19 protein-coding genes and 1 pseudogene are annotated in these 18,614 nt (G+C 60.2%); 10 read left to right on the top strand and 10 right to left on the bottom strand.

Annotated elements, in window-relative coordinates; all coding sequences use genetic code 11:
* Nucleotides 1-141 precede the first annotated feature (141 nt).
* Nucleotides 142-1,041: a ribokinase gene (locus tag FHT92_RS06705; RefSeq protein ID WP_183746236.1), complete on the bottom strand. Its 900-nt coding sequence runs from the start codon at nt 1,039-1,041 to the stop codon at nt 142-144.
* A 43-nt stretch (nt 1,042-1,084) separates the two neighbouring features.
* Complete coding sequence (locus FHT92_RS06700; protein ID WP_183823347.1) at nt 1,085-2,308, bottom strand: DNA recombination protein RmuC; 1,224 nt, start codon at nt 2,306-2,308, stop codon at nt 1,085-1,087.
* 192 nt (nt 2,309-2,500) lie between these two features.
* Between FHT92_RS06700 and FHT92_RS06695 the strand changes: the two genes are divergently transcribed.
* The 4 genes from FHT92_RS06695 (at nt 2,501) to truA (ending at nt 6,453) form a co-directional block, all read left to right on the top strand.
* Complete coding sequence (locus FHT92_RS06695; RefSeq protein ID WP_183823345.1) at nt 2,501-4,000, top strand: globin-coupled sensor protein; 1,500 nt, start codon at nt 2,501-2,503, stop codon at nt 3,998-4,000.
* Nucleotides 4,001-4,097: 97 nt separating this feature from the next.
* A complete protein-coding gene (gene def, locus FHT92_RS06690) occupies nt 4,098-4,613 on the top strand; it encodes a peptide deformylase (protein WP_183823344.1) in 516 nt (171 codons plus the stop codon).
* A 98-nt stretch (nt 4,614-4,711) separates the two neighbouring features.
* On the top strand, nt 4,712-5,647 hold the full coding sequence (gene fmt, locus FHT92_RS06685) for a methionyl-tRNA formyltransferase (protein ID WP_183823342.1): 936 nt from the start codon (nt 4,712-4,714) through the stop codon (nt 5,645-5,647).
* A complete protein-coding gene (gene truA, locus FHT92_RS06680) occupies nt 5,647-6,453 on the top strand; it encodes a tRNA pseudouridine(38-40) synthase TruA (RefSeq protein WP_183823340.1) in 807 nt (268 codons plus the stop codon). Before fmt ends, truA begins: the two co-directional genes overlap by 1 nt.
* Before the next feature lie 103 nt (nt 6,454-6,556).
* Here the strand turns inward: truA and FHT92_RS06675 are convergent, their stop codons facing one another.
* The 3 genes from FHT92_RS06675 to dapD all read right to left on the bottom strand — a co-directional run bounded on the left by FHT92_RS06675 (nt 6,557) and on the right by dapD (nt 9,294).
* Entirely contained in the window at nt 6,557-7,153 is a 597-nt protein-coding gene (locus tag FHT92_RS06675; RefSeq protein WP_183746250.1) for a hypothetical protein, read from the bottom strand.
* Nucleotides 7,140-8,333, bottom strand: coding sequence for a succinyl-diaminopimelate desuccinylase (gene dapE, locus FHT92_RS06670; protein ID WP_183823338.1), 1,194 nt, complete (start codon nt 8,331-8,333; stop codon nt 7,140-7,142). Before dapE ends, FHT92_RS06675 begins: the two co-directional genes overlap by 14 nt.
* A gap of 103 nt (nt 8,334-8,436) precedes the next feature.
* Nucleotides 8,437-9,294, bottom strand: coding sequence for a 2,3,4,5-tetrahydropyridine-2,6-dicarboxylate N-succinyltransferase (gene dapD, locus FHT92_RS06665; RefSeq protein ID WP_183823336.1), 858 nt, complete (start codon nt 9,292-9,294; stop codon nt 8,437-8,439).
* Between the two features lie 195 nt (nt 9,295-9,489).
* On the opposite strand from dapD, the gene FHT92_RS06660 reads away from it, so the two are divergent.
* Complete coding sequence (locus tag FHT92_RS06660) at nt 9,490-10,356, top strand: LOG family protein (protein ID WP_183746259.1); 867 nt, start codon at nt 9,490-9,492, stop codon at nt 10,354-10,356.
* A 102-nt stretch (nt 10,357-10,458) separates the two neighbouring features.
* Here the strand turns inward: FHT92_RS06660 and FHT92_RS06655 are convergent, their stop codons facing one another.
* On the bottom strand, nt 10,459-11,082 hold the full coding sequence (locus FHT92_RS06655; protein WP_183823844.1) for an EF-hand domain-containing protein: 624 nt from the start codon (nt 11,080-11,082) through the stop codon (nt 10,459-10,461).
* Nucleotides 11,083-11,184: 102 nt separating this feature from the next.
* Nucleotides 11,185-11,892: a pyrimidine 5'-nucleotidase gene (locus FHT92_RS06650; protein ID WP_183823334.1), complete on the bottom strand. Its 708-nt coding sequence runs from the start codon at nt 11,890-11,892 to the stop codon at nt 11,185-11,187.
* A gap of 103 nt (nt 11,893-11,995) precedes the next feature.
* Between FHT92_RS06650 and FHT92_RS06645 the strand changes: the two genes are divergently transcribed.
* Together FHT92_RS06645 and FHT92_RS06640 are read left to right on the top strand one after the other, a co-directional pair.
* Nucleotides 11,996-13,066: a bifunctional transcriptional activator/DNA repair enzyme AdaA gene (locus FHT92_RS06645; protein ID WP_183746264.1), complete on the top strand. Its 1,071-nt coding sequence runs from the start codon at nt 11,996-11,998 to the stop codon at nt 13,064-13,066.
* Complete coding sequence (locus FHT92_RS06640) at nt 13,063-13,833, top strand: isocitrate lyase/phosphoenolpyruvate mutase family protein (protein ID WP_183823332.1); 771 nt, start codon at nt 13,063-13,065, stop codon at nt 13,831-13,833. Before FHT92_RS06645 ends, FHT92_RS06640 begins: the two co-directional genes overlap by 4 nt.
* Here the strand turns inward: FHT92_RS06640 and FHT92_RS06635 are convergent.
* Nucleotides 13,818-14,735 carry a LysR family transcriptional regulator gene (locus FHT92_RS06635; RefSeq protein ID WP_183823330.1) on the bottom strand — a complete coding sequence of 306 codons (918 nt, stop codon included), beginning with the start codon at nt 14,733-14,735 and terminating at the stop codon, nt 13,818-13,820. The two genes, FHT92_RS06640 and FHT92_RS06635, sit on opposite strands and share 16 nt — an antisense overlap.
* A gap of 119 nt (nt 14,736-14,854) precedes the next feature.
* On the opposite strand from FHT92_RS06635, the gene FHT92_RS06630 reads away from it, so the two are divergent.
* Nucleotides 14,855-15,700 (top strand): oxidoreductase, encoded by an 846-nt coding sequence (locus tag FHT92_RS06630; protein WP_183823328.1) that lies wholly within the window; start codon nt 14,855-14,857, stop codon nt 15,698-15,700.
* 29 nt (nt 15,701-15,729) lie between these two features.
* On the opposite strand, the gene argB is transcribed toward FHT92_RS06630, so the two are convergent.
* Nucleotides 15,730-16,617, bottom strand: a complete 888-nt coding sequence (gene argB / locus FHT92_RS06625; protein ID WP_037100983.1) for an acetylglutamate kinase — start codon at nt 16,615-16,617, stop codon at nt 15,730-15,732.
* Nucleotides 16,618-16,849: 232 nt separating this feature from the next.
* Between argB and FHT92_RS29825 the strand changes: the two are divergent.
* Both FHT92_RS29825 and FHT92_RS06615 read left to right on the top strand, forming a co-directional pair.
* Nucleotides 16,850-17,067 (top strand): annotated as a pseudogene (locus FHT92_RS29825) (sigma factor-like helix-turn-helix DNA-binding protein); the annotation flags it as partial.
* Nucleotides 17,064-17,783 (top strand): anti-sigma factor domain-containing protein, encoded by a 720-nt coding sequence (locus tag FHT92_RS06615; RefSeq protein ID WP_183823326.1) that lies wholly within the window; start codon nt 17,064-17,066, stop codon nt 17,781-17,783. The pseudogene FHT92_RS29825 and the gene FHT92_RS06615, both read left to right, overlap by 4 nt.
* 83 nt (nt 17,784-17,866) lie before the next feature.
* Here the strand turns inward: FHT92_RS06615 and yihA are convergent, their stop codons facing one another.
* Nucleotides 17,867-18,520, bottom strand: a complete 654-nt coding sequence (gene yihA, locus FHT92_RS06610) for a ribosome biogenesis GTP-binding protein YihA/YsxC (RefSeq protein ID WP_183746274.1) — start codon at nt 18,518-18,520, stop codon at nt 17,867-17,869.
* Nucleotides 18,521-18,614 lie beyond the last annotated feature (94 nt).

The raw sequence follows: 18,614 nt of genomic DNA, 5'->3' as shown, positions 1-18,614 counted from the left end.
GGATGGACGAGGTTCGATCACCGGAATGATCGCCAGAAATCTCTTAAATTTGAATGAAATTCGCTGTATTTCGGCCGCAAAACCAGGGCGCCACCCCAAAATGAGGGTGCCGTTTCATCGACTGTTCGTGGTTAGATCAGATTATAGTCTGTCTGCGACTTCGGCGGCGAGCGGTATGGAGGGTTGTGCTCCCGCCTTCAGGCAGGCGAGCGAGCCGGCGACCGCTGCACGACGGAGAGCCGAGTTGAAATCCAGCCCTTCATCGAGGCTTGCTGCGAAGTAGCCGCAGAACGTATCGCCGGCGCCGACCGTGTCGACGGGTTCGATGACGAGGCCCTGTGCACGCGCGATCTGACCATCCCGGATCGCGATGACGCCATCGCCGCCGAGCGTGACGATCAGGGTCTGGGCGGTCTCGGCATGCAGGCGCTCCAACGCCGCCTCACGATCGCCAGCACTCATGTTCTCCTGTCCCGCCAGCCGCTCGAATTCGGTCTCGTTGGCAATGACGATATCGGCCAGCCGGCCGAGGCGCGGCGCATCCGGAATGAGCGGGGCAAGATTGAGAATGCTGGTGATGCCCTTGGCGCGAGAGGCGGCAAGCGCCCGCTCGACCGCCACGACCGGAACCTCGAGCTGCAGCATCAGAATATCGCCCTCGTTCATGGCATCGACGGCAGCCTCGGCATTGTCGCCGTTCACCTCGCCGTTCGCGCCGGGAATGACCGCGATCATGTTCTCGCCGTCGCCGCCGACGAGAATGAGGGCTGTGCCGGTCGGTCCGTCGACATGGCTGACGCGGGAAAGATCGGTGCCGGCGCCGTCGAGCAGTTCGAGCGCACCTTCGGCAAACGTATCCTTGCCGACAGCGCCTGCCATATGGACATAACGGCCTGCCCGCCGGGCGGCGAGTGCCTGATTTGCGCCCTTGCCGCCGGCAGCCGTTGCAAAGCTGTTACCGGCAACTGTCTCGCCGGGCTTCGGCAGGCGCTCGGTGGTGGCGATAAGGTCCATGTTGATGGAGCCGAAAACTGTGATCATGGCATGTCTGTCCTTGCTTCGGGTCGCGACACTGCCGAAGCGATCACTCCTCGTCAACTACCCTGAGCTTGAGCAGGCCGGTCCTGCTTTCGACTGACTTCGCCAGCGGCTCGCTCACCTGCGCTTGCTTGCCGTCGCCGCCTGCTTCGAATTCCAGTGCCTCGATCTTCGCACCGCGCTTGGTGAGTTTGTCCGCCGAGGTGATGATCTGGTCCACATCGCGCTGCGTCTGCGAGAAGTGCCCCTGCAACTTGCGCACCCGCTCGTCCAGCCGGCCGAGATCATCCATCAGGAGGGCGACTTCGCCTTGGATGACATGCGCCTGCGCCCGCATGCGCTGGTCTTTCAGCACGGCCTGAATGACTTGGATCGACAGCATCAGGAGCGAAGGCGAGACGATAACGACGCGCGCGCGGTGAGCCTTCTGCACGATCGCCTCGAAATTTTCGTGAATTTCAGCAAAGATCGATTCCGAGGGAACGAAGAGAAAAGCCGTGTCCTGCGTCTCGCCCTGGATCAGATATTTCTCTGAAATATCCTTGATGTGAACTTCCATATCACGGCGAAACTGCTGACCGGCAAGTTTACCGGCATCCGTACTGCCTGCATCGCGGATCGCGTTCCACGCCTCGAGCGGAAACTTCGCGTCGATCACCAGCGGCGGTGCACCGTTCGGCATCCTGATCGTGCAGTCCGGTCGCGAGCCATTCGAAAGCGTCTGCTGGAAAGCATAGGCGCCCATGGGCAGGCCGTCTGCGACGATCGTCTCCATACGCGACTGGCCGAAAGCGCCACGCGTCTGCTTGTTGGAAAGAATGGCCTGCAGCCCGACGACATCCTTGGCGAGCGTTTGAATATTATTCTGGGCAATATCGATCACCGCCAGGCGCTCCTGCAGCTTCTGCAGGTTGTCATGCGTCGATTTGGTCTGCTCGGTCAGCGTCGAATTCATGCGCTGTGACATGCCGTCGAGGCGCTGGTTGATCGCATGGTTGAGCTCGGCCTGCCGTGCACCGAAGACTTCCGTCATGGTCGAGATGCGTCCCTGCATCTCCGCCTGTATTTTCAGAAGTTCTGCCATGCGCGCCTCGCTTTCGGCGGCGCGAAGATTGGCCTCTTCCGCTTCCTCGCGCCGGATGCCCGCATTGCGCAAGGCAAACACGATTGTCACGAGGATGAGAACGGCGAGTGCGCCTCCAGCAAGTGCAAGCACGCCGGGGCTCAGTATCGGCAAGGAAATGGTGAGTGAGTCGGATGTCGCGGTCATGCTGCACCATAACAAAATAAACGACAATATCCAGATCAAAACGTGAACAATCCACGCCGTATCACCGGTGGGAATGACGCTAATTAACTGGAGCGGAAGAAAAATTGGTCGCACGTTTAACGATTGCTAAACCATATTCGCCAAATCTGACGCTGCAATTTCCCTCCGCATCCGCGCCAGATAGAGATCCCCATGACTTCCCAGCAGACCAATAATGCCCTCAGGCAGCGCCTTGACTTCATTGAGCTTGACGATGAGGCACGCAAGAACCTGCGGGAGCTGCGGCCGGCGATCTCGGAACTTCTCGGCGACGCGCTCGACAAGTTCTACGGCAAACTTGCAAAGACGCCGGCGGTAGCAGGCTTCTTCTCCAATAAGGCCCATATGGGCCACGCCAAAAAGCGCCAGCAGGAGCATTGGGGCAATCTTTCGGGCGGCAATTTCGACGAGAGTTACGTGAATGGTGTTGCGGCCGTCGGTCGCACCCATGCCCGCATTGGTCTGGAGCCGCGCTGGTATATCGGCGGTTATGCGCTTGTCATGTCGGAACTCGTCCGTGGCCTGATGGAAAAGCAGTGGCCATCGCTCTTTGCCCGCCAGCAGGGAAAGGCGCTCGCCGAAAAGCTGACCGCCGTCATCAAGGCGGCAATGCTCGATATGGACTATTCCATCTCGGTTTACCTGGAAGCGCTTGATGAAAAGCGCCGCGTGCTGGAAGAAGAGCGCGCCCGGGCCGAAGCCGATCAGGCGCTGGCGCTGGAACATCTGCGCCGCGGCCTCGAAGCATTGTCGCGCGGTGACCTGGAAGCAACGCTACCCTCCGATCTGCCCGGCGATTTCCGCGGAATGGCAGAGGACTACAACAGGGCGGTCGGCGCGCTGCGTGATTCCTTTGCGTCGGTCCGCACGACGTCCGGCCACATTCTTGAAGGCGCCGATGTGATGTCCAAGGCCACCGACGATCTCGCCTTGCGCACCGCGCAGCAGGCAGCTGGCGTCGAAGAAAGCTCGGCGGCGCTGCAGCAGCTCTCCGTCAGCGTCAGCCAGACCGCTGCCAATGCCGAGAAGGCGTCAAGCGCCGTGCGGGAAACGCAGGAGAAGGCCAAGAATTCCGGCGAACTCGTCACCAGCGCCGTTTCGGCCATGGCGGGTATCGAGAAGTCCTCTACCGAAATCGCCAAGATCATCGGCGTCATCGACGAGATCGCTTTCCAGACCAACCTGCTGGCACTGAATGCCGGCGTCGAAGCTGCGCGCGCCGGCGATGCCGGTAAGGGCTTTGCGGTCGTCGCGCAGGAAGTACGTCAGCTTGCCCAGCGCACCGCCGATGCCGCCAAGGAAATCAAGAATCTGATCTCCCAAAGCTCGACGCAGGTGAACGAGGGCGTCAACATCGTCAGCAGCACGGGTGAAGCGCTGAGCGATATGATCAGCCGCATCGACATCATCAACAGCTTCGTCGCCGATATCGCCGCAGCCGCCCGCGATCAGGCGACGGGAGTGAACGAGGTCAGCGTCGCAATCCGCAATATGGACACCATCACTCAGCAGAACTCCGGCATGGTGGAGCGTACGTCCGCCGAAACCCGTAGGCTGAAGGATGAGGTTGAAAACCTCATAGAGCTTCTGCAGCGTTTCCGCGCACGCGCTGAAAGCCGGCAGGCAGCCGGTGCCGCCCGCCGCGCGGCCTGAACAATCGAGGCAAAAACCCGGGCAGGCGTTGCAAAAAACCGCAATCCCTGCCCGGCGGATAATTCCCTAGCGTGAAAAGATGGGTTATGGGAACGCCATGACCATCAAGCCACTCATCATTCTTCCCGATCCCGTTCTCCGTCAGGTTTCCAAGCCGTTCGAGCGGGTTGATGCCGACCTCCAGCGTCTTTCCGATGACATGCTGGAAACCATGTACGATGCGCCGGGCATCGGCCTTGCCGCAATCCAGATCGGCGTCCCGCGCCGCATGCTTGTCATCGATCTGTCGAAGGAAGGTGAGGAAAAGCAGCCGCTCGTCTTCATCAATCCGGAAATCGTCAACTCCTCGGACGATCGTTCTGTCTATGAAGAGGGCTGCCTTTCCATTCCGGATTATTATGCAGAAGTCGAACGCCCCGCGAAGGTGACGGTCAAATATCTGGACCGCGAAGGCAAGGAACAAAGCGTCGAGGCCGACGGACTTCTGGCGACCTGTCTCCAGCACGAGATCGACCACCTGAACGGCGTTCTCTTCATCGATCATATCTCGCGGCTGAAGCGCGAAATGGTGATCAAGAAGTTCACCAAGGCTGCCAAATCCAAGGTGCTCTGAACGGGCTGGCAGCCGCGCATACGAAAGATTTCGAGCGGGCTTGCTTATGAGCTCGCAAACCCGTTTGAAGACGGTTGATCCTCAATTGGCGAGATAGAATGTCTCTTCGTATCGTTTTCATGGGAACGCCTGACTTCTCCGTCCCGACGCTGCGCCTGCTCGTCGACGCCGGCCACCGGATCGTTGCCGTCTATACGCAGCCGCCTCGGCCGGGTGGACGGCGCGGGCTCGATCTTCAGAAATCGCCGGTACACCAGGCCGCCGAGCTGCTCGGCCTGCCGGTCTTTACGCCGGTCAATTTCAAGGACCCTGAAGAGCGTGAGCGCTTTCGCGCGCTCGGTGCCGATGTCGGCGTCGTCGTCGCCTATGGACTGCTGTTGCCCGAGGCGATCCTGACCGGCACGCGCTACGGCTGCTATAACGGACATGCCTCGCTGCTACCGCGCTGGCGCGGCGCTGCCCCCATCCAGCGGGCGATCATGGCCGGTGACCAAAAGACCGGCATGATGGTCATGAAGATGGACAAGGGCCTCGATACCGGCGACGTGGCGCTGACGCGCGAAGTCGAGATCGGCCCCAACATGACGGCCGGCGAACTGCATGACAGGTTGATGCATATTGGGGCCAAGGCGATGGCCGAAGCCATGGTCAAACTGGAAATGAACGACCTGCCGCTGACCCCGCAGGCGGCCGAAGGCGTGTTCTATGCCGCCAAGATCGACAAGGCGGAAACGCGTATCGATTTCAGCCGCGATGCCAGGGATGTTCACAATCATATTCGCGGCCTTTCACCTTTCCCCGGCGCTTGGTTCGAGCTTGAGAGCAATGGTAAGGTGGAGCGCGTCAAGGTGCTCGGCTCCGAGCTTGCAACGGGTGAGGGCACAGAAGGCACGCTCCTGACCGATGACCTCGTGGTTGCCTGCGGCACCGCCGCCGTTCGACTTACGAAGCTTCAGAAAGCCGGCGGCAAACCGCTCGCCGCTGCCGACTTCCTGCGTGGCACGCCGCTTGCTGCGGGCACGAGGCTCGCCTGATGCCGAGATACCGCATGATCGTCGAATATGACGGCGGGCCCTACATCGGGTGGCAGCGGCAGGATAACGGACCTTCGGTGCAGGGCGCGATCGAAAGGGCGATCTTCTCGGCAAGCGGCGACACCGCGTCCGTCCGCGGCGCGGGGCGCACCGATTCCGGCGTCCACGCCATGGGGCAGGTCATCCATGCCGATCTTTCGAAGGACTGGTCTCCCTTCAAGCTGCAGAACGCGCTGAATGCCCATCTGAAACTTGCGGGTGAGAAAGTGGCGATCCTTGATGTCGAGGTGGCGAACGAATTCTTCGACGCGCGCTTTTCGGCACTCCGCCGGCATTATCTCTACCGCATCATCAGCCGCCGTGCGCCGCTGGCGCTGGAGGCGGGCAAGGCATGGTGGGTGCCGAAGACGCTCGATCATGAAGTCATGCATGCCGCAGCCCAGACGCTCGTCGGCAGGCACGATTTCTCGACTTTCCGTTCGGCTCACTGCCAGGCAAACAGCCCGGTGCGCACACTCGACCGGCTGGATGTGACCCGCAATGGCGAGCTGATCGAAATCCGCGCTACTGCCCAGAGCTTCCTGCACAATCAGATCCGCTCCTTCGCGGGAACTCTGAAGCTTGCAGGTGAGGGCAAGTGGACGCCTGAAGATGTGCGTGCAGCGTTGGACGCGCATGACCGCAAGGCCTGCGGTCCCGTGGCGCCGCCGGACGGGCTCTATTTCATGCAGGTGGATTATCCCGAGGTGATCGCCGATCGCCGCAAACAAGCGGATGAAAACGATGATGGTGAGGATCTGTCCTAATCCAGCCTGCGGCACGCCAAGCAACACGCTGGCCATGTCCGTCCGGGAATTCCCCCCAGCACCTTTGCCAAGGAAGATGGTGAAGTCGTCAAAGCCGAGCTGATCACGCCGGAGAAATGCCGAGGAAGTTGAATAGATAGTCCGACACCATCATCGGCGGCACCATCAGCGCCAGAGTCAGGGCGCTGACCATAAGGAGGTGCCCGTGGCAGATCATCCGCAGAACGCGCGCCAGCACGAAAATTTGCGCCAGCACAAAAACGAGCAGCAGCAATCGTACGATGTCGATAGAACCCGGCAGGAAGAAGACAAGCGACAGCAACAATCCGTTGATGTAGGCGAGCGGCACATTGAGCCAGTTGACGCCGACGACAACAGGCGCGAAACGCTCGCCCATGCGCAAGGCAAGCAGGACAAGGCCAGCAAAGATCAGCGGAACGATCCAGTTGCTAAGCTCGACGAGCCCCAACCGGAAATAGAAGGGATAGCCGACATCAGCTTCCGGTGGCATCGATCTGAGATAGCCGTTGCGCAACGTAAGCCAGGAAATACCCGTCGGCGGCAGGCACCAGAGGATCGCCCAGAAGGAGCGGTTGACGCCGCGATCCGATAGATCCAGGAACCGGAAACCGCGCGGGTCGAGCTTGATCAGCAGCCAGATGCCGGCGAGATAATATTGAACCTCTCTAAACCCCGGCATTCTCAAACCAACGTTCGATGAAGGTCTCGTAGATCGCCGTCAGTGTCTCCAGATCGGCAACCGCGACCCGTTCGTCGACCATGTGCATGGTCTGGCCGACAAGGCCGAATTCCACGACCGGGCAATAATCCTTGATGAACCGGGCATCCGACGTGCCGCCCGTGGTCGACAGCGCCGGCGGTGCGCCGGTGACGCTTTCGACCGCCGAGGACAGCGAGGCGATCAGCGCATTGTTGCGGGTCAGAAAAACATGGCTCGGGCGGTCGGCCCAGATGATCTCGTATTTCACTGGCGTGCGGCCCGGCCGCAACACCCCTTCCGCCGCTGCCGCATCGAGGCGCCGGATGATTTCAGCCCGCACCGTATCTGCCGTCCAGATGTCGTTGAAGCGGATGTTGAAGCTCGCAGAAGCCTTTGCCGGAATGACGTTCGTCGCCGGATTGCCGACATCGACAGTCGTCACTTCGAGATTGGACGGTTGGAAATTGTCCGTTCCGCCGTCAAAGGGCGGCTCCATCAGCGCCTGGGTGAGTTGCAGGATGCCGCGCACCGGATTGTCGGCAAGATGCGGATAGGCCGCATGCCCCTGCACACCATGCACGACGATCTTGCCGGACAGCGAACCGCGCCTGCCGATCTTGATCATGTCGCCGAGCTTGTTCGGATTGGTTGGCTCGCCGACGACGCAGGCATCCCATGTCTCTCCGCGCTCCGTCGCCCACCGCAACAGCTTGATCGTCCCGTTGATTGACGGGCCTTCCTCATCACCGGTGATCAAGAAGGAGATCGAGCCCTTCGGTGCGCCATGCTTTTCGACATGCCTGGCAACGGCAGCGGCAAAACAGGCAATGCCGCCCTTCATGTCGACTGCGCCGCGGCCGAAAAGCTCGCCATTGGCGATGTCAGCTGCAAAGGGCGGGTGAGTCCAGGCGTCGGCGTCACCGACAGGCACGACATCGGTATGGCCTGCAAACATCAGATGCGGCCCCTCGGTGCCGAGACGGGCATAGAGGTTTTCGACATCGGGCGTGCCGGTTTCTTTCGCAATCATTCGATCGACCTTGAATCCGAGCGGCGAAAGCATGGCTTCCAACGCGGAAAGCGCGCCGCCTTCTGCCGGCGTCACGGATGGGCAGCGGATCAACGTCTGAAGATTGGCAACAGGATTCGTGACGGTCATAGCGGTCGAATTATCCGGTGGGAATGGCAAAGACGTGGCAAGGCGCGATACCCCCTTGCCGAAAAAGACGCCGATTGTTTACCGAATCAACGCTGAGCTGTCATCAATCTCGGAGCAGTTCGTTGATGCCCGTCTTGGAACGGGTCTGCTCGTCGACGCGCTTGACGATCACGGCGCAATAGAGGTTCGGCGCCTGCTGGCCGTTTGCCATCGTCTTGTCGGATGGCAGCGAACCCGCAACGACGACCGAATAGGGCGGTACTTCGCCATAGCTGATCTCGCCGGTGGCGCGGTCGACGATCTTGGTCGACTTGCCGATGAAGACGCCCATGCCGAGCACCGAGCCTTCACGCACGATGCAGCCTTCGACAACTTCCGAACGCGCACCGATGAAGCAATTGTCCTCGATGATCGTCGGACCGGCCTGCATCGGCTCCAGAACGCCGCCGATGCCGACGCCGCCGGAGAGGTGCACATGCTTGCCGATTTGCGCACAGGAACCGACGGTCGCCCAGGTGTCGACCATCGTGCCTTCGCCGACATAGGCCCCGAGATTGACGAAGGACGGCATCAGAATGGCATTCGGAGCAATATAGGCTGAGCGGCGCACGACAGCGCTCGGCACGGCACGGAAGCCGGCAGCGCGGAATTGGTTCTCGCCCCAGCCTTCGAACTTCGAAGGCACCTTATCCCACCAGGTTGCCTGACCGGGACCGCCTTTGACGACTTCCATGTCGTTGAGGCGGAAAGACAGCAGCACGGCCTTCTTAAGCCACTGATTGACCTTCCAGGCGCCATCGGCGCCGCGTTCGGCCACACGTGCCTTGCCTTCATCGAGCAGGTTCAGAGCCGCCTCGACCGCATCGCGCACTTCACCCTTCGTCGACGTGTTCACATTATCGCGATTGTCGAAGGCAGTTTCGACGGTCTTTTCGAGGGATGCGAGGTCGATGGCGCTCATGGGAATTCCTTAAACTTCGATCATTATCGTGGAGACAGCGGAGTCTCCGGAATTGCGGTTGGCGGGTTGTCACCCGATCTACAGCATGCACCCGTAAAATGGAATGATTTTTCGGACAAGATCATATCTGGATTCAAGGCGTTATAGCGACATATCCGGTCACTTGTGACCGGTGATACTGAAAGGCATTTCGAAATGGCAAAGGCAAGAAACGGCGGCGGACGGCGCAGGGACGGGGTCTGGGATCCGTTAAAGAGCAGTTCGAGCGACAGGCAGCGCGCGGAAGCGGTTCCGAAGACGCCTCAGACGCTCTCGCCGGCCTATCGCCTTGCCTATGTGGACGAGGATTTCCTCTGCCGCGAGGAGTTGCGCCCGATCCGCCTGCAGCTCGAACTCCTGAAGGTCGAGATGATGATGGCCGAGCGCGGCATCGCGTCGACCGTCGTCATGTTCGGCGGCGCCCGTATTCCGGCGCCAGGCCAGAGCGCTTGGGCCGCCCGCAACGAAACGCAGCGTGCAAACCTCGAAGCCGCATCGGTCTATTACGATGAAGCCCGCAAATTCGCCCGCCTCTGCTCGCGTTATGCGGCCGGCTTCGACTTCCACGAATATGTCGTCGTCACCGGCGGCGGACCTGGCGTCATGGAAGCAGGAAACCGCGGTGCGGCGGATGAGGGAGCTCCTTCGATCGGTCTCAACATCGTGCTGCCGCATGAGCAGGCGCCCAATGCCTATGTAACGCCCGAGCTCAGCTTCAATTTCCACTATTTCGCAATCCGCAAGATGCATTTCATGGTGCGCGCCAAGGCCGTCGCCGTCTTCCCCGGCGGCTTCGGCACGCTCGACGAATTCTTCGAATGCCTGACACTGATCCAGACCGGCCGCATGGAACGTATCCCGCTGCTGCTCTTCGGTTCGAAGTTCTGGCACAGCATCGTCAATTTCGATGCACTGGCCGAATTCGGCACGATCGCGCCCGAAGACGTCAACCTGATCAGCTTCGTCGATACCGCAGACGAGGCCTGGAAGATCGTACAGGACTTCTACGAACACCGCGAATAGCAACTCCAACGCGGCAGCAAAAACCCTCTCCCCGCAAGCGGGAAGAGGGTTCCGGGTGAGAGGCACCCCTCGCGATATCTTGGAAAGAACAGTCGTCCCCTCTTAAAGGAAGGGCCGGTCCGGCATGTCGTCGATCGAGATCACGCCGTCCTTGTTGCTGTCCATACGATCGAAGAATTTGCTGAAAGCGTTCTCCGCCTCCTGCTTGCTGATCTGGCCGTTCTGATCGGTATCGATGCGGTGCATCATCAGCGAGGCGCCCATGATGCGGGCGCGCATCCCGTGACGACCGTCGCGGTCGGGGCGGCGATGATCATTGTTGTCGGCCATGTCAGGCGCGGCATTGTCATTCGCGTCGTCCTGTTTGGCCGAGGCGGTTTCACGGCGGGCCTTGAACTGTGCCTCGCGGTATTCGCGGATTTCGCCGGGGGTCAAAGAGCCGTCATGGTTGGTATCAATAGCGGCGAAGATCTTTTCCATGCCGTCGGTCGCTTCTTGCTTGGAAACCTGTCCGTCCTTGTTGGCGTCGAACTGCTTCAGCATACGCACAAAAGCGATTTCGCGGAAGGCTGCGCCACGCGGACCGCCCATCATGCCATGCCCCATTTTTCCGTGGTGGTCCGGACGATCGGGCCGGTCGCTAGGTGCTGCGAAGCTCGCCCCGGCGGCTGCGCCGAGAAGAAGAACAGAGGAAAGCGCCGTCAGGATAAGCTTGTTGCGGTACATATCAGTGTGTCCTTTCATAGGATGTCCCTTGCTACGAAAGGTAGGACCGAACCGCGCTGCGGCCCAGTTAAACATCTGTAAGACAGATGAAACTTTGGTAAGTTAGCCGGTAATCTTCTTCAGGAAATCAGCAAGATCGTCGGTGACGAAATCGATGTGATCGTCCTCGCCGCTCGTTTTCTCCCACCATTCCACGACCGTCTCTTCCAGATTGCGCGGGACGAGCAGAACCGTCTGCATGCCGAGAGCCTTCGGCACGGTGAGATTACGCGGCAGGTCCTCGAACATCGCAGCCTTGCCTGTCTCGACCTGCTTCAGCGCCGTGAACTTGTCATAGGTCGCCTGCGCCGGCTTCGGCAGGTAATCGGCCGCAACAATATCGAAAATGTCGTCGAAATGGTCGAGAATGCCGAGTGCGCCTGCCGTCGCCTGTGCATGCCGGACGCTGCCGTTGGTGAAGATGAACTTGCGCCCAGGAAGGGTCTTGATGGCTTCCGCGAGTTCCGGCTGCGGGGTCAGCGCCGAATAGTCGATCGCATGCGCCTTTTCGAGGAAGTCGTTGGGATCCACCCCATGATGGATCATCAGCCCCTGCAGCGTCGTGCCGTGATCGAGATAATATTGCTTCTGCAGCTTGCGGGCCTCGTCATGCTCCATCTGCAGGAGCGTCGAGACATAGGCCGTCATGTTCTTGTCGATCTGCGCGAAGAGATTGACGTGATGCGGGTAGAGCGTGTTGTCGAGGTCGAAGACCCACTCGGTCACATGCTCGAAATCGTTTTTGGTAGGCGTGCGGTCGATCTTTGTCATAGCAGCCCTTATGGCATGGTCGCGGCGTCGAGAAAATCACCAAGAGAAAATAGACGCCCGATTTTCGGCGGACGGCTGATGCGCGAGGTGCTAGAAAGCGGACATGTTTTTCGAACGCCCCAACGACGACACGCTCTACGATGCTCTGATCGCGCGCAGTGCGGATTATGAGGGCCAGGCCTATGTATGCGTAAAGACGACGGGCATCTTCTGCCGTCTGACCTGTCCGGCGCGTAAACCGAAGCGTGAAAACACCATCTTCTTCGATACGATCGCCGCTTGCATGCATTCCGGTTTCCGACCGTGCCAGCGCTGCAAGCCGCTGGAGCAGCCCGGTCGCGAACCAATCGTCGACATGTTGCTGGCGCGGCTCGACAGCGAACCGGAAGTCCGTTGGACCGAAGATGAACTTGTGCGCCGGGGATATGATCCATCGACCGTCCGCCGCGCTTTCAAACGAGCGCTCGGCATGACCTTCCACGATATCGTCCGCTATCGCCGGCTTGGCGAGGCCGCGCGACAGATCGCCGATGGTGCGCGTGTCATCGATGCGCAGCTCGACGCGGGATATGAATCGCCAAGCGGTTTCCGGGCGGCCTTCCAGCGGCTGGTCGGCAAAGCGCCGGCGCTCTCTCAGAACCGCGAACTGCTCTTTGCCGATTGGTTCGATACGCCGCTCGGGCCGATGGTGGCAGTCGCCGACAAGGCGCATCTGCATCTCCTCGAATTTCACGACCGCAAGGCTTTGCCGACCGAACTCGAAGCCCTGCAGAAGCGTGTCCGTTCCTCGGTCGCGATCGGCCGCACGCCGGTTATCGACCAGATCGAGGCGGAAATCAGGGACTATTTCGAAGGGCGGCTAACCACCTTCAAGACGCCGCTGGCGCTTGGCGGCACGCCTTTCGAAAAACATGTCTGGGCAAAGCTCGTTGACATTCCGATTGGCCAGACGCGCGCCTATGGCGATCTCGCAAGAGAGATGGAAAGGCCGGAGGTGGTGCGTGCCGTCGGCCGCGCCAACGGCGCCAATCAACTCGCGATCATCGTGCCCTGCCATCGCATCCTCGGCGCGGACGGGTCGCTGACGGGTTACGGGGGCGGGCTTTGGCGCAAGCAATGGCTGCTTCGGCACGAGGAAAAGATGAGTGCACAGAAGATGGAGAGGACAGCATGAACCAGATTGAGAAAGCCGAGCTTTTCGGCAAGCTGCATCGCAAGGGCACACCTGTCATTCTGTACAATATCTGGGATGCCGGAACGGCCAGGGCTGTGACGGAGGCCGGAGCAAAAGCCCTTGCGACCGGAAGTTGGTCCGTCGCGGCCGCCCATGGTTATGGCGATGGCCAAAAGCTGCCGATGGACGTGCTGATCGAGATCGCCCGCTCGATCACCGCAGTCAACGACTTGCCGCTTTCGGTGGATTTCGAAGGCGGCTATTCGACGGAACCGTCCGGTGCCGCGGCCAATGTCGCAAAGCTGATCGATGCAGGCGCTGTCGGGATCAATTTCGAGGATCAAAAGGTAGGCGAAGCTGGCCTCCATCCCATCGAAGCGCAGGCAGCACGCATCCGCGCCATCAGGGAAATGGCGGAGGGAAAGGGCATCAACTTCTTCATCAATGCCCGCACTGACCTCTTCCTGCAGGAAGGCGACGGCTCTAAGCATGCAGGGCTGGTCGATGCAGCGATCGAACGCGGCAGGGCCTATGCGGCAGCAGGCGCCAGTGGCTTCTTCGTCCCCGGCCTCATCGAGCCGGCTTTGATCGAGAAGGTCTGCGCGGCATCCACGCTGCCGGTCAACATCATGATGAAGACTGGTGCGCCGGATCCGGCGGCTCTTGCAAGGCTCGGCGTCTCGCGCATCAGCTATGGTCCCGGACCCTATCGGGTCATGATGGAAAAGCTGAAGGAAGCCGCGGCCGCGATCTATTCGGCGGTCTGATTGTTGTTGGCCAAGCTTTTCTGCGTGGCGATGGCCTGAGCTGTGAAATTTCGAATGATGGAAGAGCGCTCGTCGCGTCGGGTGGCGAGCGCCAGCCGTGCCGCAGGTGCTTCGCCCGCAATTGCAATGTAGCGAACGCCGGGGACATTGATCTTCGCCATTTCCGCCGGCACGATCGAGACGCCGAGACCGACTGCGACAAAGCTCGCGATCGAGGTGATCTGCGGCGCCGACTGGGCCAGCTGCGGTTCAAATCCCGCTCGCCGGCATGCGGCGATGATGTCGTCGAAGAAGCCGGCACCTGCCTCGCGTGGAAAAAGGACGAAGCTCTCGCCGGCCAGCGCGTCGAGGCGCAATGTCTGCGCCTCCGACAGCGGATGTCTTTCCGGCAGCACGATGATCATCGGATCTTCGGCCAGCAGCCGACATCGAACCTGAAGCCCATCGCCGCTGCCCGGACGGATAAAGACTGCGTCGAGTTCGTCCCTTTCGAGCCTCTCCAGCAGTTGCGCAGTGGGCGCTTCCTCAAGGCTGAATTCGACGGCCGCATATTTCTCGCGGAAGGCATTCACGATGGCTGGTACGACCGGATTGAAGACTGCTGAGCTGGTGTAGCCGACCCGGATCCGCCCGCTCTGGCCGCGCGCCGCGCGGATAGCGGATTGCTTGGCCTGTTCCGCCTGAAGCAAAATCGCCCGGGCCTCCGGCAGAAAAGCCTTGCCTGCCTCCGTCAGTTCCGCACCGTTCGACAGGCGGCGGAAAAGGGCCGCACCAATCTCGTTTTCAAGATCACGTATCTGATTGCTGAGCGGCGGCTGGCCGATGCCAACTTTCCGTGCGGCGCGCGTGAAATTGAGCTCTTCTGCGACGGCCATGAAATAACGAAGATGACGAAGCTCCATGTGATACTTTTAAGATATCGCCTTCACCTGCGCAATATATTGGAACTATCGCTTCTGGCCGCCACATGACGAGGAGAGCCGTTTTGCATGTTGCAGCGGCATCAGGACGGGAGTTCACGATGAGTTCGATGGAAAAGCAGTTTCTCATTACCGGTGTCAATTCAGGCTTTGGTCGTGCCTTTGCGCAGGCTGCGTTGGAAAAGGGCCACCGCGTGGTGGGAACCGTGAGGAATGCGGAAGCCGCAGCTCTGTTCGAGAGCCTGGCGCCCGGTCGCACAACGGCGGTTCGCCTCGACGTTACCGATATCGAGGCAATCGGACCGGCCGTTGCTGGTATCGAAAGAACAATCGGTTCGGTGGACGTCCTCATCAACAATGCCGGTTATGGGCATGAAGGGACTTTGGAGGAATCGCCGATTGAGGAAATGCGCCGGCAATTCGAGGTCAATGTCTTTGGCGCCGTTGGAATGATGAAGGCCGTTCTGCCGTTCATGCGCCGGCGGCGGGCCGGCCACATCATCAACATCACATCGATGGGCGGGTTCATCACCATGCCGGGCATCGCCTATTATTGCGGCAGCAAATTTGCGCTCGAAGGCATCAGCGAGGTTCTGGCAAAGGAAGTGAAGGCGTTTGGCATCGCAGTCACCGCGGTGGCTCCTGGCTCATTCCGCACCGACTGGGCGGGACGATCGATGATCCGCTCCGACAGGAGCATTTCCGACTATGATGCGATCTTCGATCCCATCCGTAGGGCACGCCAGGAAAAGAGCGGCAAACAGGCAGGTGATCCTCGCAAGGCAGCCGCCGCCGTGCTGGCACTGGTCGAGGCTGAAGATCCGCCGGTCCATCTCTTGCTCGGCGCCGATGCGCTGGCGCTTGTTCGCGACAAGCTGAAGAGCCTGAATTCGGAAATTGATGCCTGGGAAGATCTGACGCTCTCGACAAACTTTGTCGAAACATAAGAAAGGCGCCCGCAAGGGCGCCTTTTCGATCAGGGAACGATCAGTGTGCCGACGCCGTGCTCGGTGAAGATTTCGAGCAACACCGAATGGGCCGTCTTGCCGTTGAGGATAACAACACCCTGCACGCCGGCCTTGATGGCATCGATGCAGGTCTCGACCTTCGGGATCATGCCGCCGGAAATCGTGCCATCGGCAATCAGCGCATGCGCTTCGGCAACAGAAAGCTCCTTTATGAGCTTGCCCTGCTTATCGAGAACGCCGGGCACATCCGTCAGAAATAGCAGGCGCGTGGCGTTCAGCGCGCCGGCGATCGCGCCAGCGAAGGTGTCGGCGTTGATGTTGTAGGTCGCGCCGTCGCGGCCCGGAGCGACCGGCGCAATGACCGGGATCATCTCGGAGCGGGCAAGAAGGTCGAGCAGCGTACGGTCGACTTCGACCACTTCGCCCACGAAACCGAGATCGAGAACGCGCTCGATGTTGGAATCCGGATCCTTGACGGTCTTGCGCGCCTTTTCGGCGAAGACCATGTTACCGTCCTTGCCGCAGAGGCCGATCGCCCATTCGCCGGTCTGGTTGATCAGCGCGACGATTTCCTTGTTGATCGAGCCGGCGAGTACCATCTCGACGATCTCGACCGTCTTCTGGTCGGTAACGCGCAACCCGCCTTCGAATTTGGATTCGATACCCATCTTCGTCAGCATCGCGCCGATCTGCGGGCCGCCGCCATGGACGACGATCGGGTTGACGCCGGACTGCTTCAATAGTGCGATATCGCTGGCGAAGGCCTTGCCGAGCTCGGGATTGCCCATGGCATGGCCGCCATACTTCACGACGATCGTCTTGTTTTCGTAGCGCTGCATGAAGGGCAGCGCCTGTGCGAGAAGACGTGCCTGGATTTCGCTTTCGGACTCGTTCATGGGGGACCCCGCGGAATTGATCGCGGCCTTTTATCTCAAGTTTTTGACAGATGGAATAATCCGGCACGCAATAGTTTTTCGTATCTAAGGCCGACCTGGGAACCTGCCAGTTCATATTGAAACGTTTGAGCTCGAAATCGTTCACTTGAGGCGACATGACTGGCGATTTGCAGATTTAACCGGCCGCGTGGTGCGCGGCGACCGCAAGGCGCTCGATTTTTCCAATGACGGTTCCGATCCTGAAGCGCAAGTCGTGATTAATGATGAGGAAAGGCGGATTGACACCTGCATGGAAGAGTTGGAAGCTGGTCGTGCGGTCGCGGTGAAACGGGCTTATGTCGAAGGACTAAGCTCTCAGGAACCGGCCGATCAGTTTGGTGTCCCGCTGAATACGATGCGGACATGGCTAAGAGCAGCCTGCTGAAACTGAGAGAGTGCATGGAACGATGACATCGCCCGACAAAAGCAAGGGAGACCGCTCCCGGGATGAGGTTCTTGCCGGCGAATATGTGCTGGGCGTCCTCTCCCTTCAGGATCGCAGGATCGTTGAGGAGCGCATGCGCCGTGACCGGCCGTTTGCCGCCATCGTCAGTCGCTGGGAGGTCAACCTCTCCAGCTTCAACGACGAATATGGCACGGCTGCTTCGAACCGCGAGACCTTCAAGCAGATCGAGGCGCGCCTCTTCGCCGATGCAGAAAGTGGGCCGCGCCTTTCGTACGGGCTATGGAATTCCGCCGTTTTCTGGCGCTCGCTGACATTTGCCTCGCTCGCGGTCACCCTGGGCGTCATCGCCTTTGCTTCCGGTCTCGTGCCCCAGCCTCCGGCATCGCCGCCGCTGGTGGCGAACCTGTCTGGACAGAACAGTCAGGTCAACCTGACGGCTTTCTACGAAATCCAGAGTGGCCGATTGAAGATCGTGCCGGTTGCGGCCGGCAAGCCGGAGGAGAAATCCCTGGAGCTCTGGCTCGTGCCGGGTAGCGGAACGCCCCATTCTCTCGGCGTTTTCCAACCGGGCATGAATGGTGAACTGATCATCCCGACCGGTATGCGCAGCCAGATTTCCGATGGCGCGACGCTGGCCGTCAGCCTGGAGCCGTTCGGTGGCTCGCTCACACACCAGCCGTCAGGCCCGATTATCGCCAGCGGGCCGATCCACAGGCCGTAAACGAAGATCTGTTCCTAAAACTCTTCTGCAGCGTCTCCGCGATTGCCGATATTCGGGCAGACCAGCGGCTTCGAAGCGCCTCTTTACTTCCAGTTGCTGACGCCGACTGTTTCGGCAATCGCCTGCCGCAGTTCGTCCAATCCTTCGTTCTTCTCCGAGGAGGTGGAAAGCACGGCCGGATAGGCGGCAGGGCGCTTGCGGATCTTCTCCGATGTTTCGGCAACCAGCTTCGGCACCGCAGGCGCCTTGATCTTGTCCGTCTTCGTCAGCACGATTTGGTAGGAGACGGCCGCCTTGTCGAGCAGCGTCAGCACGTCGTCATCATTCTTCTTGATGCCGTGGCGGCTGTCGATCAGCACATAGACGCGCTTAAGCGTCGAGCGGCCGCGCAGATAGTCGAAGACGAGCTTCGTCCAGTTGTCCACCTGTTCCTTCGGCGCCTGTGCATAGCCATAGCCAGGCATGTCGACCAGCGCCATCGGCGGCAGGTCGTCGCCCTCGCCGGAATAGCCGTCGGGAACGAAGTAGTTGAGCTCTTGCGTCCGGCCCGGCGTATTGGAGGTGCGCGCCAGACCTTTCTGGCCGACGAGCGCATTGATCAGCGATGATTTGCCGACGTTCGAACGGCCGGCGAAAGCGACTTCCAAGGGGCCTTCCGGCGGAAGGAACTTCATGGAAGGCACGCCGCGGATGAAGATCCAGGGGTGGCCGAAGAGCGGCTTTGCGATTTCAGTCATGCGAGTTCTGCAATCTCCGGGTCAGGAATGAAACCGGCTTCGTGTTTTTGAGGTGGGTTGTCAAGGTTTCGTCTGGCTCGGCCTTCTCGCAGCC

The organism is Rhizobium sp. BK377 (assembly GCF_014193935.1).
Classification (GTDB): Bacteria; Pseudomonadota; Alphaproteobacteria; order Rhizobiales; family Rhizobiaceae; genus Rhizobium.
The sequence above is the reverse complement of the archived record's forward strand: the minus strand, read 5'-3'. Positions and strand labels throughout refer to the sequence as shown.

What these genes read in the sequence shown, in the direction of transcription:
- FHT92_RS06705 (WP_183746236.1), bottom strand. Translation starts at nt 1,041, where the DNA reads ATGATCACAGTTTTCGGCTCCATCAACATGGACCTTATCGCCACCACC.
- FHT92_RS06700 (WP_183823347.1), bottom strand. Translation starts at nt 2,308, where the DNA reads ATGACCGCGACATCCGACTCACTCACCATTTCCTTGCCGATACTGAGC.
- FHT92_RS06695 (WP_183823345.1), top strand. Translation starts at nt 2,501, where the DNA reads ATGACTTCCCAGCAGACCAATAATGCCCTCAGGCAGCGCCTTGACTTC.
- def (WP_183823344.1), top strand. Translation starts at nt 4,098, where the DNA reads ATGACCATCAAGCCACTCATCATTCTTCCCGATCCCGTTCTCCGTCAG.
- fmt (WP_183823342.1), top strand. Translation starts at nt 4,712, where the DNA reads ATGTCTCTTCGTATCGTTTTCATGGGAACGCCTGACTTCTCCGTCCCG.
- truA (WP_183823340.1), top strand. Translation starts at nt 5,647, where the DNA reads ATGCCGAGATACCGCATGATCGTCGAATATGACGGCGGGCCCTACATC.
- FHT92_RS06675 (WP_183746250.1), bottom strand. Translation starts at nt 7,153, where the DNA reads ATGCCGGGGTTTAGAGAGGTTCAATATTATCTCGCCGGCATCTGGCTG.
- dapE (WP_183823338.1), bottom strand. Translation starts at nt 8,333, where the DNA reads ATGACCGTCACGAATCCTGTTGCCAATCTTCAGACGTTGATCCGCTGC.
- dapD (WP_183823336.1), bottom strand. Translation starts at nt 9,294, where the DNA reads ATGAGCGCCATCGACCTCGCATCCCTCGAAAAGACCGTCGAAACTGCC.
- FHT92_RS06660 (WP_183746259.1), top strand. Translation starts at nt 9,490, where the DNA reads ATGGCAAAGGCAAGAAACGGCGGCGGACGGCGCAGGGACGGGGTCTGG.
- FHT92_RS06655 (WP_183823844.1), bottom strand. Translation starts at nt 11,082, where the DNA reads ATGTACCGCAACAAGCTTATCCTGACGGCGCTTTCCTCTGTTCTTCTT.
- FHT92_RS06650 (WP_183823334.1), bottom strand. Translation starts at nt 11,892, where the DNA reads ATGACAAAGATCGACCGCACGCCTACCAAAAACGATTTCGAGCATGTG.
- FHT92_RS06645 (WP_183746264.1), top strand. Translation starts at nt 11,996, where the DNA reads ATGTTTTTCGAACGCCCCAACGACGACACGCTCTACGATGCTCTGATC.
- FHT92_RS06640 (WP_183823332.1), top strand. Translation starts at nt 13,063, where the DNA reads ATGAACCAGATTGAGAAAGCCGAGCTTTTCGGCAAGCTGCATCGCAAG.
- FHT92_RS06635 (WP_183823330.1), bottom strand. Translation starts at nt 14,735, where the DNA reads ATGGAGCTTCGTCATCTTCGTTATTTCATGGCCGTCGCAGAAGAGCTC.
- FHT92_RS06630 (WP_183823328.1), top strand. Translation starts at nt 14,855, where the DNA reads ATGAGTTCGATGGAAAAGCAGTTTCTCATTACCGGTGTCAATTCAGGC.
- argB (WP_037100983.1), bottom strand. Translation starts at nt 16,617, where the DNA reads ATGAACGAGTCCGAAAGCGAAATCCAGGCACGTCTTCTCGCACAGGCG.
- FHT92_RS06615 (WP_183823326.1), top strand. Translation starts at nt 17,064, where the DNA reads ATGACATCGCCCGACAAAAGCAAGGGAGACCGCTCCCGGGATGAGGTT.
- yihA (WP_183746274.1), bottom strand. Translation starts at nt 18,520, where the DNA reads ATGACTGAAATCGCAAAGCCGCTCTTCGGCCACCCCTGGATCTTCATC.